The organism is Fastidiosipila sp. (genome assembly GCA_012511175.1).
GTDB lineage: Bacteria > Bacillota > Clostridia > Saccharofermentanales > DTU023 > UBA4923.
On sequence record JAAZGO010000022.1, the window covers coordinates 1 to 15074 of the forward strand.

Annotated in this window: 14 protein-coding genes; 3 read left to right on the forward strand and 11 right to left on the reverse strand. The window is 52.7% G+C overall.

From position 1 onward, the window contains the following. A partial coding sequence (locus tag GX839_04500; GenBank protein NLB04718.1) for a VWA domain-containing protein occupies positions 1-2619 on the reverse strand: 2619 nt, incomplete at its 3' end. Between the two features lie 495 nt (positions 2620-3114). Here GX839_04500 and GX839_04505 point away from each other — a divergent pair. Together GX839_04505 and GX839_04510 are read left to right on the forward strand one after the other, a co-directional pair. Beyond that, on the forward strand, positions 3115-3453 hold the full coding sequence (locus tag GX839_04505; protein NLB04719.1) for a YtxH domain-containing protein: 339 nt from the start codon (positions 3115-3117) through the stop codon (positions 3451-3453). A 69-nt stretch (positions 3454-3522) separates the two neighbouring features. Continuing rightward, positions 3523-4032: a hypothetical protein gene (locus GX839_04510; GenBank protein NLB04720.1), complete on the forward strand. Its 510-nt coding sequence runs from the start codon at positions 3523-3525 to the stop codon at positions 4030-4032. 41 nt (positions 4033-4073) lie between these two features. Here GX839_04510 and GX839_04515 read toward each other — a convergent pair whose 3' ends face one another. The 9 genes from GX839_04515 to GX839_04555 all read right to left on the reverse strand — a co-directional run bounded on the left by GX839_04515 (position 4074) and on the right by GX839_04555 (position 12447). Next, positions 4074-4457 carry a DUF488 family protein gene (locus GX839_04515; GenBank protein ID NLB04721.1) on the reverse strand — a complete coding sequence of 128 codons (384 nt, stop codon included), beginning with the start codon at positions 4455-4457 and terminating at the stop codon, positions 4074-4076. Positions 4458-4549: 92 nt separating this feature from the next. Further along, positions 4550-5419 (reverse strand): DMT family transporter, encoded by an 870-nt coding sequence (locus GX839_04520; protein ID NLB04722.1) that lies wholly within the window; start codon positions 5417-5419, stop codon positions 4550-4552. Between the two features lie 479 nt (positions 5420-5898). Further along, positions 5899-6705 (reverse strand): alpha/beta fold hydrolase, encoded by an 807-nt coding sequence (locus GX839_04525; GenBank protein NLB04723.1) that lies wholly within the window; start codon positions 6703-6705, stop codon positions 5899-5901. 463 nt (positions 6706-7168) lie between these two features. Further along, a complete protein-coding gene (locus GX839_04530) occupies positions 7169-8068 on the reverse strand; it encodes a helix-turn-helix transcriptional regulator (GenBank protein ID NLB04724.1) in 900 nt (299 codons plus the stop codon). A gap of 130 nt (positions 8069-8198) precedes the next feature. Beyond that, positions 8199-9089 (reverse strand): carbon-nitrogen hydrolase family protein, encoded by an 891-nt coding sequence (locus tag GX839_04535; GenBank protein ID NLB04725.1) that lies wholly within the window; start codon positions 9087-9089, stop codon positions 8199-8201. Positions 9090-10256: 1167 nt separating this feature from the next. After that, complete coding sequence (locus tag GX839_04540) at positions 10257-10940, reverse strand: PrsW family intramembrane metalloprotease (protein NLB04726.1); 684 nt, start codon at positions 10938-10940, stop codon at positions 10257-10259. Then, complete coding sequence (locus tag GX839_04545; protein NLB04727.1) at positions 10937-11566, reverse strand: histidine kinase; 630 nt, start codon at positions 11564-11566, stop codon at positions 10937-10939. Before GX839_04545 ends, GX839_04540 begins: the two co-directional genes overlap by 4 nt. Continuing rightward, complete coding sequence (locus GX839_04550) at positions 11550-11900, reverse strand: DUF4179 domain-containing protein (GenBank protein ID NLB04728.1); 351 nt, start codon at positions 11898-11900, stop codon at positions 11550-11552. The genes GX839_04545 and GX839_04550 overlap by 17 nt, the downstream gene beginning before the upstream one ends. Then, positions 11887-12447 carry an RNA polymerase sigma factor gene (locus GX839_04555; GenBank protein ID NLB04729.1) on the reverse strand — a complete coding sequence of 187 codons (561 nt, stop codon included), beginning with the start codon at positions 12445-12447 and terminating at the stop codon, positions 11887-11889. Before GX839_04555 ends, GX839_04550 begins: the two co-directional genes overlap by 14 nt. A 258-nt stretch (positions 12448-12705) precedes the next feature. On the opposite strand from GX839_04555, the gene GX839_04560 reads away from it, so the two are divergent. Continuing rightward, positions 12706-13107: a hypothetical protein gene (locus tag GX839_04560; GenBank protein ID NLB04730.1), complete on the forward strand. Its 402-nt coding sequence runs from the start codon at positions 12706-12708 to the stop codon at positions 13105-13107. Positions 13108-14672: 1565 nt separating this feature from the next. On the opposite strand, the gene GX839_04565 is transcribed toward GX839_04560, so the two are convergent. Further along, a partial coding sequence (locus GX839_04565; protein ID NLB04731.1) for a hypothetical protein occupies positions 14673-15074 on the reverse strand: 402 nt, incomplete at its 5' end.

Here is a 15074-nt window from a genome sequence, read left to right on the forward strand (position 1 = left end):
ATCCGACTTGTAAAGGGCAAACTCGAATTCGTCATCCCCAAGCGCCTTATTTCGGTTCTCAAGGGTCTTGGTACCGCCAAGCTCCACCTCGACGCCCTCAGCCAGATAGCTGTTCGTAAAGGCTGCCACCTCGGCCTCAACCCAGGCCGGCGGGTCGGCTTCCTCGTCATAAATGTAGTAACTGACCGCCGCCTCAAGCTTTCCTTCATCGTTGTCCGCGATCACGACCTTGACAAGGTACTCCTTCGTATCGTACGTGAACCATCCAAGGCCACCGTCCACTTCCTTGATCAGGTAGTAGTAGGTACCCTCGGCGTCAAAGTCAAGTTTACTGAACTTGAAGATGCCGCCCACGTTGGAAACGGTCTCGACGTGAGCTCCCTCAATGCCGTCCACGTCCGACTTGTAAAGGGCAAACTCGAACTCGTCGTCCCCAAGCGCCTTATTTCGGTTCTCAAGGGTCTTGGTACCGCCAAGCTCCACCTCGACGCCCTCAGCCTCGTAGTGGTTGGTAAAGCTCACTGTTGCAGGGTCAACCGCCGCACTGATCCGCCCTTGGTTATCCTTCGACAGGGTCACTGTCACCGTGCGGGATAGGTTTTCGTCATAGGTAATTCCCGCGATAGGCTGACTGGAATCTTCTGTGACCGTATAGAAAAAATCTTTCGTGGTTGCACCGCCAAGATCAATGCTGGTAAAAAGGATACTGTCAAAGCGGAAGTCTTTTGTACCATTCCCAGCGAAAGTAAGTTCCTTCTTTACCCCGTCGACTGGGAGTTTGGGACCGGTCAACACGAACCCGAACTTATCCGTCTTGGTGGATGTACCCGGGCGCCCCGACAAAGTCTTCTCAACGCCGATTGACACCAGGGCAACATTCCTCCGGTTGGTCACTTCTACTTCTATATCGCTCCGCGGTATGTTGCCTACATGATTCACTTCAAAAGTGGTTCCCCCATCCACCCCATCAGTTTTGTAGGAAATGTCATACTCGCTGAGCGAACCCGAAGAGACACCAATTTCCTCAACCGAATAGGTGCCTTCATGACGTAATGTCGTCAGCCAGACATAACCAGGATCCTCCGCATTGGGGACGAGAGCCTCCGTGTGCGGGAAGTTGGCACTGTCTCCACCGCTTGACTTTTTAATCTCTACATCGAATGTCAGATTATCGGCAATCATATCACCGGCAATCAGGTTGCCCTGGTTGTCCGTTAAAATCTTCTTGATCTTGAGGAAGACCGGATCGACCTTGGGTGACTCGAATGAAGCGGAATCAGGATTGTCATCGGAATTTGTGTAGGTCATCACCGTGGACTTATTAGTCCAATAAAGATGATGGTTCGGATCAACCGATATTTCCGCCAGCTCAATGCCTGGATCCAGGATTGATGGATTGATCTCAATCCGATAGGTCATCTCCGCGTAGCGGATATCGTCGGTGCCCACAACCAGTTTTTTGAGCTCGGGAAATGTCCACTTAATCGTCTGATTGGTTGTCCCAGCGGGAGCTTTCAACTCGGTGGTTCCATCGCCAAAGGTGTCTATCTGCACATCAGTGACTACGGAAAAACCATCGCCCATTTCATCGGTGACAACAGCGCTTCGGACGGCGGACTGAGAAGTGATAATGCCTGCGATTTCCCCATAGATTCCTTCAAGCTCACTGGGGTTATTCGTCGAGTAGGCCCTATTTTGTGAGGCGATCTGACGCAGTATGTCAGTACCCGTCGCATCTGTGCCGACAGCGATTGTAAAGAGATTGTTTTGGCCAATGGAAGCTTTGGTGTCAGATGCCGCTCTTATGGCTGCGGATCCATTGTTGATGTGTTTGGTGATGTATACCCAATTGGGACGAGTACCGAGAGTTTGGTCATAGCTCTGAGTCAAAGTGCTTCCGGTGCCGACGACTGTGCTCTCGTCGAAATGGCCGTCATAGATCCCATACCATTGATGTCTGTTGCTCGACGTGTTGGTTCCTGTTGCTTCCACTATGTCCCAATTCAATGGTTCATAGCTGAAAGTCGGTAAACCATCTGACAAGAGCACCATAATCTTGTTGTCAATCGTAGCAGGCAGAGCATCCAACAATTCCTTGCCCTTTAAAATGCCGGCTTGAGTGTGTGTGCCACCTGAAGCTACGAGATCGTCAATGGCCTTATTCAGACCCTGATCGCCCGTTAGCGTTCTGGTAAAAGTCCGGTCCACCGTCACGAGCTCGGATGGAGGATATTGCCAGTTACCGTCATACTTACTGGAAAACGAAACGATCGCTACTTCCAAGTTTGGATCCTTCAGGACCTCTTTAACAAATTCTTTCGCCGCATTCTTGGCTTCAGTCATGCGGGTGCCTTGCATACTCCCTGACCGGTCGATTACTAAAACGACTCGGGTCGTCTCTGCAGGACCCTCTTTATCCCTGCCTTCCACCCGCAACTTGATGTCCCAGGTATTAACCATGCCTGGAACCGGTGTGGCTGTCTTGTAGGTTCTTACCTCTCCAGGCTGTAATTCACCATTTTCCGCCGATACGATCTCCGGCGCGATAAAGGCATGTCCAGCCAGCATGAGTACTGCCAGCAAAATGGCCAACAGTTTTTGTTTATTTAAGCCCTTCATTTGCATTTTCCTCCAAAATCTCATGAAATTAATGGCCCTTCATCAGCGAAAATGATTTCGCCAAATACCCCTTGTTACCAACACTTTTTTCCCTTGCGATTTTGCCCTTCGTAGGTAAAATGACCCTTCTTCTCCTGCATAACCGGTGTATAGAATAATTTCACCACTTCCATCGATTTGTTGCAGTTACACAAGTATATACGCATAAGTAGCTTAAATGCAATCATACTTTGTATATTATATGTAGTACTGAGTCCAAAGTTATTCATACTAAGCTATTCATTGTATATACATTACCAAGCAGGTAGTATGATCTATCCTCACCTCACGGACAAGTTTCGTATCACAGATCACAGTATTGGACCAATATGCCCCATAAGTCACAGGGGATCGCCGGTATCCGTAATTCCGGGAACGCAAAGTGCTGCGGCGCTTGTGTTACAATGGCGTCACTCAATTGAGAGATGGTCAGGACGTCTGAAAGGAGATGAGAAAATGTTTTTTGAAGAAATCATCGGAGCTTTCACCGGTCGCAACAGGAGAACACGTCACCGCCAGGTCTGCCTCGGCATCACCCTGGGGGCCATTGGAGGCGCTGTTCTGGGACTCTTGTTTGCTCCCCAGGCCGGCAAGGAAACACGTGAACAGATCGCCAAAACCGCCGTCAAGGGCGCCAAGGCAGTAAAAGAGTATTCCGTCAAGGCCGGTAAAGCCATCAAGGAAAAGACGGAAGAGACGGCCGAAGCAGTCGCCAAAAAAGCACGGGGCCTGGCCCGTGAAGCCCGGCTGAAAGAAAAAGAAGGCCAGGAAACTGAAGAGAGCGGTGAGGAATAAGCACGGGATCAGACCGTCGAACGGCTCCGGAATCCTATCTCCCGGCCGTCGAAGCGAGAGGAGCAAATTATGACTGTTATGCTGCTTGAAGTCAGTGTCCCGCTTACCACACTTCTTTATGTCGTGCTGGGCTTGGCTGGAACGGTAGCCCTGGTCGCTCTTACCATCTTCCTTTTCAAGGCCGCAGCGGCAGTGGGGCACATCAGCCGGCTGGTCAGCGGCATATCGCCTGACCTTGTGAAAACGATTGAAGAATTGCCCGCGACAATAAAAAACATCGAAACTGTAAGCGGGAATCTGGTTGACATCACAGATGAGCTGGCCGAGTCTGCACCAGAGCTGCTCGATGATGTCGAAATTGTACTGGACGCTCTGGGGTCGACAACCGAAGCGCTGTCATCCGCTGTAACCGGTGTAACGGACGGCATCTCCTCCCTTTTCAGCAGGAGGCGAAAACCTTCGGGAACCAGCACCACTTCACAGCTTCTTGCCATCGCCGGTGCCCTGCTCGGCCTGATGAAAAAAGGCAAAGAAAAAGAACCCGCGAAAAAGAGGAAGAAGAAGAAAAAGAGAAAGTAGACACTGCCTCCGCCGCCCAGAGGCGGCGGAGGCATTTATTCTCAAGGCAGAGGATCGCTCTTGATCCCCGCCTTTTCCAGTTTTCCCCGAAGAACCGGCAAGTGCGTCTCACCCGGAACCTTTCCCGCGAAAACCAGGGTCACATCCCCTTGGTCCAGACGTTTGTCGAGATCGTCGACAAAATCAGGGAAAGCCGGATTGGTCTCCAGCTCTTCTTCATAGCTCTTGGAGAACTGCTCAAAACTCAAACGGCCCCCATGATAAGCCTGGCGTAACCGCGTACTGGGTGTAATATCCTTGGCCCATCCGTCGAGCGCCGCTTTCTCGCGGCTCACCCCCCGAGGCCACAATTGATCGACCAGGATGCGGTCACCATCGGAAGGTTCCGCCTGATCGTAGACCCGCTTCCATTTCAGTGTGTTCATATCCATCCCTCCCTCATCCGCACTTCAATCTCTCTCCCTCTTCTGATTATCTGCGCTTGGAGAAAGGATTGCTGTAAGAAGGGACACATGAATCAGGGAGTTTCAGATGCCCTGCTTTCAAAATATTGAACAAAAAACACTGAGGCAAGCATGATGAGGCTGCCGAAGATTTCCCGGGAGCTGAACCGTTCACCCAATACCACAACACCGCCCAGGACGGCAAAGACAGCCTCCAGGCCCATGATCAGGGAGGCAACCGTCGAGTGGCTGTCTTTCAAAGCCACGATCTGCAAGGTATAGGCGACCCCGCAGGAAAAGACACCCGCGTATAAAATGGACGGCAAAGCGAGCCGAATCAGGCCGGGGTCCAGGGCAGGTTCGAAGAACAGGGCCGTCACCAGGGAGAAGAGGGAGGCGATCAAGAACTGGGTGGCGCTGAGCGCCAGGGGATCCACATCCCCCGCATAGCGGCTGACGCTGATGATATGAAAGCTGTAGCCAATTGAACCAATGAGCAAGAGCCAGTCGGCCAGCACGAAGCCGCCACTCGCGGCATAGGTCATCAGGTAAAGACCGATGAAAGACGCGGCCACCGACAGCCAGTGATGCAGTTTGACCTTTCGGCCAAAAAGCAGGGAAATCACGGGCACTAGGACAATGTAAAGGCTGGTGATGAAGCCCGCCTTGCCGGCGCTGGCCGTCAGGAGGGCGTTCTGCTGCAGGGAACTGGAAACAAATAAAATCAGGCCGATCAGCAGGCTGATCCTGAAAAACCGCCAGTCAAGCCTGGGTTTTCTGGCCAGGATAAAGGGCAGGAGCACCAGAACCCCAACCCCGTACCGCAGGGCATTGAAGGTGAAGGGCCCGATATGTTCCATGCCCGCCGATTGAGCGACAAAAGAGGTGCCCCACAAAAAGGCGGTGAGAAGGAGCAGGAGATGCGCTTTTCTGCTTTTTGACACTGGGCAGACCTCCCCGAAGGATATTTCAGTCCTTGCTGCACACGCCTAATCTTACCCCATTTAGGCAGGAAAACCTCTCTCATTCAAAGTTCCTGCGGGATCCTTGCTACAGACCGGTGGAAACTGACTTGAATGCCACCCTCAGTCCATGTACCAGGGGAATGCAAGCGATACCCGCAGGGAAGATCCGCGGCCTCAAGGATACTCCTGATGAAGTGCGTATCGATCCCGCACCAAACATATTTTGTCATCCAGACGTATAGACGGCCTAACCTTCCTTTTGAGATCGCCAACCGTTCAAGCCGGCCTAAACAGAAAACCTCCCGGCCACCAGCCGGCCAAAGGCAGCTGGAATGCAAAGGAGATAAGCTGATGTCTGTCACGAAAGACAACAGGGGGCAGCACGCAAAAGAGGTGGGGGCTGGCCAGTTTCTGCGCCGATGATTGACCTCACCCCATTTGTTTTCGCCGCTTGCCTGCTAGCCTGCGTGCTGTTTCAGGAATTCCAAAGTCGCCTGGTTAAAACCCTCGACATCTTGGTAGATCGGCGCGTGGGCACAGCCTTCAAAGACAACCAGCCGGGCATCCTCGATGGCGTTCTGCATGGCTTGTGCAAAGCGGGTGGATGTGATCAGATCGTGACGGCCAAAGGTGATCTGTGTCGGCGCCTTGATGCGCCCGAGCTGCTCTTCCGCATCGTGTTCAATGACAGCCTGGGACTGGCGCAGGAAAGCATCCAGGGGCTGTTCAGGCCTGCTTCTGACAAAGTCGGCCAGCGACTGGACATAGTCCGGTTTTTCGGCGTAGAGCTCGGGTGTGAAGCACCAGGGAAAAATGCCGAGGATGACCATCTCCGTCACACTGTTCAGACCCTTGGCCATGACCTGCCAGCCTTCAACCACGGTTTTAAGGAAGGGATCCGTCTTGGGCCAGCCGCTGTGGAGTGACAGTGACTTGACTTTTTCGGGATATTTGGCAGCAAGCCACATGCCGGTCGCGGCGCCCAGTGACAGACCGGACACATGCGCCTTTTCAATCTTCAGAGCCTGCATCAGAGCCGCAATATCGTCGGCAAACAACTCCATGGAGTAGTCCCCGGCGGGCTTGTCCGTCATGCCGGCCCCCCTCGGGTCAACCGAGATACAGGTAAATTCCTTGGCATAATCCGCCACCTGGAAAGCGTAGCAGGCATGGTCCGCCGCCAGGTAAGGTATGAGGACAAGCGGCTCACCGCTTCCATCTTGCTCATAGTTCATGGTGATTCCGTTAACTTTAACTTCAGGCATTCCAAGTCTCCTTTCAGTCTCTGCGCCTGGGCGCCCTGCCGATATAACCAGGCGGCGGACTGGTTCAGCCCGCCGCCGGATCACTGAATGGATGGACTTAACTAATTATCTCCAGTCTACGCCTTTTCTCCCATCCCGCAACCTTAAGGCTTTTCGTCCGGGCCATGACCGCCAATCACTCCGGCCAGATGGTCCTCCAGGGTATGGACGCCCTGTGCCCGCACGTCTTCCACCTCCTCATAAGTCAGCTCGCAGACAATTTCTTTTCGCGCCTGATCAGGAAACCCTCCTTCGAAGAAAAGAAGGCATAACCTGCCTCATCCAAACGGCACTTGCCCACAGTTCGCTCAAACACAGTATTGGCGTAAGTCTTGTTGTCTGCCTGCTTTCTGAAAATGGCATCGGCAAAATCGCTGCCGGCACCTAATTTCTTGAAGGCTGTCTTGATACTGCTTTCAGTAAGCTAACTCTCTATGACGGGATGCATCTCAATGTAGCCCCGCCAGCCCTCCGGCTTCAATTGCATTTTGGGTGCCAGATCGGGCGCATACCGGTAGCCGTAGACTTCCGGCTTGAACCTTTGGATGCGGTCCATGCAAAGACCGACAGCCTCCTGAAAATTTTGATCATTATAGGGTTCTCCCTGGAAAACAAGAAATTTGCAGGGTTCCAGATCAATCAGATCAAAACCTGCAGGAACTCCGCCTGTGTAGTCAGCTCCAACCTCCACGCCGTGGGCGTAGATACCGGTTCCTTGCGTGCGCAGATTTTCGGGCAGCCACAAGCCTGCGGGTTCATAAAGGGCCTCTTTTATTTCAGAAAGAAGATCCCAGGCGTAGGAATCCCCGCTTTTCCCACAGCCGATTTCCTCGCAGTAATCAAAATAATTATCGGCTTTTTTGCTTCGCAGAAGAATGAGTTTTCTTTTTGGGCGTTCAACAATTTGGGTGAAGATGACATAAGTTTGCTGCATGCCGGAGTCCTCCTCTTTTTTTGACCGGTCAAGATATCGATAGGGAATCCGCCAGCCATCAGGCCTTGGGTGGCTGGCAAATTTTTTCGGGTTTATCCCGAATACTTGGGTGAATGCGCGGGTAAAGCCCTCATGGCTGTCAAAGACATAATCGAAGGCAACATCCAGCACTTTCACCTTGTCCTTGCGAAGCGCGGCGGCAGACCGCAGCATCCGCTCCCTGCGGATGTACTCGAAGGGAGACAGGCCGACCCGGCTCCTAAAGAGCCGTGCGGCGTGATATTGGGAATAGCCGGCCGCCTTCGCCAGATCACTGGCGGTGATGCGGCAAAGCAGGTGATCTTCAATATACCCGGTCATTCTGGCGACGGCCGCTTCTTGTTCATTCATCAGGCATTCCCCCTTAATACCTTTTAACAGTCACCGCCTCTGATTTCTTGACCTCCCATGCGATGTTTCGGTTAGGAGGAGGCCCGAACGCGCTTTTTCGGTGAAGTCTTTGCCATGGTTGCAGTCCGCATCATCGCTCGGATTGGCTGCGCTTCTGGGCTTTTTCGTATTGTCGGATACCCCGTGAAATATCAAGCCGAAGGAGGGTGCGGCGAAAGAGAAAATTATCCCTGGTCAGGTCCTGCCCGAAGAAGTGGATTTCCCGCCTTCTCTTTTTCTCACAAAGATCAACTTCCCAGCCTATGATTCCTTGCGGGAGAGGCAGGATTTGCCGGCCGTCCGCCGAACAGATCCGGCTTCTGCCATTCATTTTGAATCCGGCTTTTTTCATCATCCAGCCCATGATACCGGGCATGGGTTCCAGCTTCCCCACACTGTTGACATAAACAACAGGAACGCCAAAGGCGTCCAGGTAGCTGCCGCATAGATCTTCAATAGACGCAATTTCTTCCGCATCTTTGTTGGGATTGGCCGGACTGCCGTGAGGAAAAACGATCAGAGCAATTTTTTCGTCCTTTACGTTGTCATAGAAGTGTCTGCGTCTCGCGTCGTAGCAGATGGCGACCGCGATATTCCCAAAAGGTGCCCTGATGATACTGTCAAACCAGCCCCTCCTGAATACAGCCGCTTCGCCTTCACTTTTGGTAACAGAGCCATAAACATGTTTTCCATCGGCGATCAGGTAGCGGTTATAGTAATCTCTCTTTTCAAAATCCAGGTATCCAACCCCAATGAATGTGTTGTACTTGGATGCCATCTTCATGGCCCATGAAGAGGTATCCCGGCCGCCATGGTCGGCAAAATGCCATATCTTCTGGTTTGGCATGTAACTGCACAAAGCCAGTTCGGGCAGCAAGACTAAATCCGGGGAAGGAAGCGCGGCGATCAGCGATTCGATGTATTCTTTTCTTTCACCGACCCCCTTCAGGTCATTATTCAGTTCCAAGGCAAAGAGTCTCATGGATCCATCTCCCACAGTATCATTCTATTCTTCATGGGAGGCTGATGCCAGGCTGCGAAATCAGGTACCTGTCAAGGGATTGCCAAAACTTGTCCATGGACAAAGCCCGCGAACGGAAAAATCCACAAAATTCTTTCGAAGAGGAATGGCCCCTCCATGCGATAAGCGGCCCGGCCAGTGCCGCCCTCTCCCTAACAGGACAGTGTCTTGAAATAACCAATAGCCCTGGAAATTGACACCAACGACACGATTGCGTCTTCAGTCAGCCGATGTCCGGGCTTGATGAACATGCCCGCAATCTTCTCCGCCAGCCAAAACTTCAACCCCAAAAGAGCAGGAGGCAGCAGCCCGGGAAGCAGGCAACAAGCATGGGGACGCGGGCAATGAAGGAGTCCGGCAGACGGCCTGTTTCTCCCGTTAAGGCACAGATAATGCACGGGTACATATAGAAACGCCCTGGGAAGGCCGGGCAGCATCAGAATTCCTGCGCAATTCCCCATTCCTGGGGATCAAAAAAGACCAGACCGCCAACAATGAAAAAGACAGCAAGAACAAGGATAAACTGAACCGGGTTCCCCATAATATGCCGACTTGGCTCCGCGTCGTTTCCATGAAATTTTCCATCGCGCTTGCGCCATCAAATCTCTTTCATTCGTCTCTCAAGTGCGAATTTTCTTGCTGAACATGATCTTTCCGCGACATTGCTTTTTTATATCTGTGACGCAGGCACAGACCTGTGATGGTGACGGCCGCAGTGAAGGAGAGCACCCCTACCAAGACATAGGCGCCTGCATCTTCGAACATCAGGGTCGCACCCAACATTTCCTGAACAGAAGCGCCTCCTTGACCCCTTGTCATCCAAGAAAAGGCTTGAACGAGCGCAAACGAAAGGATCAGGCAGAGCGCACAGAGCGTTCTCAGAGATCTTTTTTCCCTCTTTTGACGCAATCTCCCCGCCCGTTGCCTGACCAGCCGGATCCGTTCTGCCGTGTCATACATGGACCACCTCCGTTTGCTGACTATTCCTTTTTTGAAAACCTTTCAAAAAGGCCGTCTACTTGTACAGGTACAAAAATGGAGAAAACTACGCACCACCGACGCAAAATTTTGCGAAATGATTGGCGGCAAAATAACCGCCCGAAAGCGGTTCTGGAAAAAGGGAAGCCACTATTTCCAGATCTGCGATTCTTCCGCGCCGCCTTCCTTTGCCACCTCGACAGGCGACGGCAGTTGCGTAGCCAGCTTGATCATCACTCCGGTCAGCAATAGACTAACCAGGGGCAGGGCATAGCCAATGTATTGTGTGATGCCGCCATGGGCAACCAGGAGATTGTAGGTCGCGTGGTAAGTAATGGAGGCTCCCAACAAGCCAGCGGTACCGGCAATTTTCAGCCAATTTCGTTGCCAGACGTAAACCAGCCCGTAGCAGATAATGGCGCCGCAGACGATATGCATGGCACCTGTTCCGAATCCGCGGATAAACAAATGGGCAAGATTCTCCGCGCCGCTTTGCGTCAGGTAAACAATATTTTCAAAGGTAGCGAAACTGACCGCAATGGTCAGTACCGAGCTCGGGATCCTCTCAGACTCAGGTTCAAAAACCAGAAGATAAAATAAGAGCGGCATAAGTTTCATGACTTCCTCTACCACTGGGGCAATCTGGGTCGAGGCATTCATCAAATCCGCCTGGTAGAGCTGGGCGAAGAAGCTATTGAGATAAGCGGAAAGAAGGCAGGCGCCCATGCCGGCAAAAGCGAAGAGGAAAAAACGGCAGCTCTTTTTCCCCATGAAAATCATAGCGACCAGAAGGGGAGCTGCAAGGCAGACGAAAATATTTTCAACATAAGTCATGCGGTTACCGCTTTTTTCATAGCCGGAACCAGGGCCAGCAGGGAAGCTGACAGCAGAAAGTCGAACCAGAAGTAGGGGTTGGACATGGTATCGCTGATCCAGAAACAGGAGGAGGTCCAAAGGCCAAATTCCAAGAATATAATCACGAGGACTGCACCGTGAAAATATTGCAGATTTCGGGCCTGACCGCTCTGCCTTCTGGCGAATACGAAACCGCGCATGGCAAAGAAGGCTACGGCCATGGTGAGACCGACCATTAAAAGGTTGGCAAAAATCTCACCACGACTCAGGTAAAGGATCAGCTGCGGAATGCAAAAAACCGGCACCAGGAGCAGGACTGGATGCCGGAACTTCTTCTCCTCCTCTGTAGCCAGAAGGTACGCCAAAGTCAGCAGAAATAGAAAGCTTGCATTCCAGGCCAATTCCGATACATAGAAGACTTGAGGCGAACTGTCAAATAAGAGAATGTAGAGAGTCCAGTGAAAGGTACCGAGCATGAAGCAGCCCAAAAAGCAGGCCAGCAGAAAAAAGGATTGCCGGCGCGTTCTGTAATAGAGGATACTGGCACCGATAAAAGCGATCAGTGTGGCAGCGGATTGCGTCAGATTGTCAAGCAGTTCGACCATTGCTGCCGCCCTGCTCTTTCTTATTCTTCATGCGGATCCGGTAGCAAAGAATCGTAATGACGACACCGAGGGCAAAAGCCAGGACTCCGATCAGGACATATCCCAAACGATTGTTGACATCAAAAACACTGGCAGTCGCTCCCGGATGGTTGTAATCAGCAGCTGGTGATCCTGCTTTCAAAGACGGAATTAAAAACGACAGGCCCGTAACGGCCAAAAGACCTGCAGCCAAAGCGGAGACACCGATCACAAGCCCGCGGCGTTTGCTTCTATTCACCTCAATTTCCTGAGCTCTCTGTCTGACCGCGGCCAGCCTTTCCTCAGTACTCCGCATGGACGACACCTTCCTCCTCCAAACGTTTGCGCAGGGATTTTTTCCCGCGGTAAACCAAATCCGCAATTTGCTTTTCGCTTTTTCCCATGATTACAGCAGCCTCAGCGTGATGCAATTGCTCAAAATATACCAGATAGAGTGCCTGACGGTAGTCCGGGTTCAATCGCTCCATGCAAAGGCTCAGAAGATCAGTGCGTTCATTCGCAATGGCCAGTTCGTCCGACCTGTCCCCGCTCTTGGGCTCGTACCCGATGTCGTCCAGACTCAGACAGTGGCGAAGCTTGTTCTGAGCCAGAAAACGCAGGGAAGCATGCCAGGCTGATTTATAGATATAGGCCTTAAAAGCACCCTCGCGGATACGGGGTTTTTTGACAGCAAGGTAAGCGAAAACGTCAATCATCAAATCTTCTGCATCATGAATGTCATGAATATAGCGGTGAATATATAAAGTCAGGCGCGTGCCATACCGCTCGATCAACTCACCTAAGCCATCTTCGCTGCCTTCCAGGTATTCGCGGTAGAGGGTTTCATCATCTCGCACTATCATGCCCCTTATCGGTTACATCAACCCTACTGCAATTTACCCTTATGTGGACATGAATTCAAGCAAAAGCAGGATCTGCCCGGCAGTTTGTACTCCAATCATCAATGCTCAGCCGCCTGAACCTCCCCGGATTCCCTGCCGGGTCTGACATCGTCTCACCGCACCAATGCAGAACGGGCAGCTGCTGCCGCCCGTTCCCGAAGCATCGACCAGTAATGATTCTTCCCTTATCTTTTCTTTCTTCCATAATGTCTGATCGCGATGTATCCCGCACCGAATACCGGTAGCAGAATACCCGCTATCACCAGCGCCGTGTACCCACCCCCTTTATGCGGCGGATCCGCTTCCGCTGATTCCTTGGAAGGACTGGAAGTTGTGCTTGTTTCCTCAACCCGGTCCGGACCCGCAGGCTCTGTCGTATCATCCGGGGCTGCCGGCTCTGTCGGACCGGTTGGATCTGTCGGGTCGCCCGGACCGGTTGGCTCTGTTGTACCGTCCGGGCCTGCCGGCTCCGTCGGAACGGTTGGATCCGTCGGGTTCCCCGGGCCGGACGGAACTTGCGGGACACCACTGCCGGCGGGTTCGACGTTCAGGCTGAAGGTCAGCGTCGCGTCCGGCCCCTGGCCATTCGCGGCCGTCAGTGTGGCAGCATATTTGCCTTGACGCAGGCCGGAAGCGATGTGAATTTCACCGGTCTGACTGTTCCAGGAAATTTTGGGGTCGCTGGCATGGAAACTGATCTCCGGAGCCGGAAGTCCTGCAATCGCATAGGTGCTTGTTTTTGTCTCCTCATAACCCTCGACCAGTGTCAAGGCGGTGTCACCCTTAATCGATGGCGGTCCCTGGACCGTCAAATGGAAGGTCAGCGCCGCGTCCGGCTCCAAACCATTCGAGGCTGTCAGCCTGGCAGTATAGTCGCCTTGACGCAGGCCGGAAGCGATGTGAATTTCACCGGTCTGATTGTCCCAGGTAATTCTCGGGTCGCTGGCATGGAAGCTGATCTCCGGAGCCGGAAGTCCTGCAATCGTATAGGCGCCTGTTTTTGTCTCCTCATAACCCTCGGTTAGTGTCAAGGCGGTGTCACCTTTAATCGATGGCGGCCCCTGGACCGTCAAATGGAAGGTCAGCGCCGCGTCCGGATCCAGGCCATTCGAGGCCGCCAGCCTGGCTGTATAGTCGCCTTGACCCAGGCCGGAGGCGATGTGAATTTCGCAGGCCTGACTGTCCCAGGTAATTTTCGGGTCGCTGGCGTGGAAGCTGATCTCCGGAGCCGGCAGTCCTGTAATCACATAGGCGCTTGTTTTTGTCTCCTCATATCCCTCAATCAGTGTCAAGGCGGTGTCACCCATGATGGATGGCGGTCCCTGGACCGTCAAATGGAAGGTCAGCGTCGCATCCGTGCTGAGACCGTTTGAAGCGGTCAGAGTGACCGTGTAATTGCCCTGGTTCAATCCGGGGGCGACCGTCATTGTCTGGTCCGTATCATTCCAGACGATCCTGCCGCCAAGGTTATCATCGATGGCAACATCAGGAAGCGGCGTACCGGTCAGTTGATAGGCTTCCGTCGAGACGGGATCGGTATAACCCTCTGTCAGCATCATGGCTGTGGGCCCCTCGATGCCCGGCAAAGCCGATTTGTAAGTCGCCTCGACTTCGACCGTTTCTCTTGCCATGGTGAAGGCTGTCGGAGTCGTAAATGCATCATCAAGCGTCACATTGCCCCGGGTTACAAACCACTTGTCAAAGACCATATCCTGGGGAGCCTCGTTGGCCGTGATCGTGACCCTTTCCCCGTTTTTATAAATGTTGCTATTGCCAGAGGAACCGTTTTTCACGATAACAAAAGATTTGATGGGGACCACCAATTCATCATAATGGGTCGGATCGACAACCGAGGTGGCTCTTATGGTAATTTCGTCCGCTGTTTCATCAAGTCCCACACCGAAATGACCCTCAGGCGAAACATGGGTGTCCTGGCTTGTGGCTCCGGTCACCGACCAGGTGACATCCTGGGAGACATTGGGAGCGCCTTCCACCACTGCGGAAACGCCATTGTAGGTACGCTGCCCTCTTATTCCTGTGCCGAGCGGCACCGTCATACTTACACTGTTCACGCCTGACCACCAGACGGCGTAAAAGGTGGTATCTGCCGTGGTGTAGTAGGAAGTTCCAGGTTGGTAAAGTTTGCCGGAACCGTCCTGGTTAAGAGACCAGCCCTTGAAGAAGGTCTAGCCTTCGGGGCCGGTAAAGGTGCAGGTCCACATGTAATGCATATTAGTTGTTCTAGATACAAACCCGAATCCCACGGCGCCGGTGCCATTGTTGGCCACGTAGGTCATGACGTAGGGGGAAAGCACCATGCTGGCGAAGATTTCAATGGGGCCTGTGATGGCTGCCTTGTCGATTGTAAGCAAGCCTGTATCGCCGTTGAATGAGTATTGACCCTGACTAATCTTCTGGCCACCGATTTGGATCTTTTCTATTGTGCATGGATACTCGTAAGTGGCAGGCGGCTTCAGTGTCACCTGGTAATCCGAAGACGAGGTGGCGACAGACGAACCTTCGTGTTCAGCGCCATAGACGGCCACCGGATATTCCCCGGAATTAACCTGGACCCATTGGGCGTAAGC

Coding starts and splice junctions, on each gene's coding strand:
- GX839_04505 (NLB04719.1), top strand. CDS start 3,115: ATGTTTTTTGAAGAAATCATCGGAGCTTTCACCGGTCGCAACAGGAGA.
- GX839_04510 (NLB04720.1), top strand. CDS start 3,523: ATGACTGTTATGCTGCTTGAAGTCAGTGTCCCGCTTACCACACTTCTT.
- GX839_04515 (NLB04721.1), bottom strand. CDS start 4,457: ATGAACACACTGAAATGGAAGCGGGTCTACGATCAGGCGGAACCTTCC.
- GX839_04525 (NLB04723.1), bottom strand. CDS start 6,705: ATGCCTGAAGTTAAAGTTAACGGAATCACCATGAACTATGAGCAAGAT.
- GX839_04530 (NLB04724.1), bottom strand. CDS start 8,068: ATGAATGAACAAGAAGCGGCCGTCGCCAGAATGACCGGGTATATTGAA.
- GX839_04535 (NLB04725.1), bottom strand. CDS start 9,089: ATGAGACTCTTTGCCTTGGAACTGAATAATGACCTGAAGGGGGTCGGT.
- GX839_04540 (NLB04726.1), bottom strand. CDS start 10,940: ATGACTTATGTTGAAAATATTTTCGTCTGCCTTGCAGCTCCCCTTCTG.
- GX839_04545 (NLB04727.1), bottom strand. CDS start 11,566: ATGGTCGAACTGCTTGACAATCTGACGCAATCCGCTGCCACACTGATC.
- GX839_04550 (NLB04728.1), bottom strand. CDS start 11,900: ATGCGGAGTACTGAGGAAAGGCTGGCCGCGGTCAGACAGAGAGCTCAG.
- GX839_04555 (NLB04729.1), bottom strand. CDS start 12,447: ATGATAGTGCGAGATGATGAAACCCTCTACCGCGAATACCTGGAAGGC.
- GX839_04560 (NLB04730.1), top strand. CDS start 12,706: ATGTATCCCGCACCGAATACCGGTAGCAGAATACCCGCTATCACCAGC.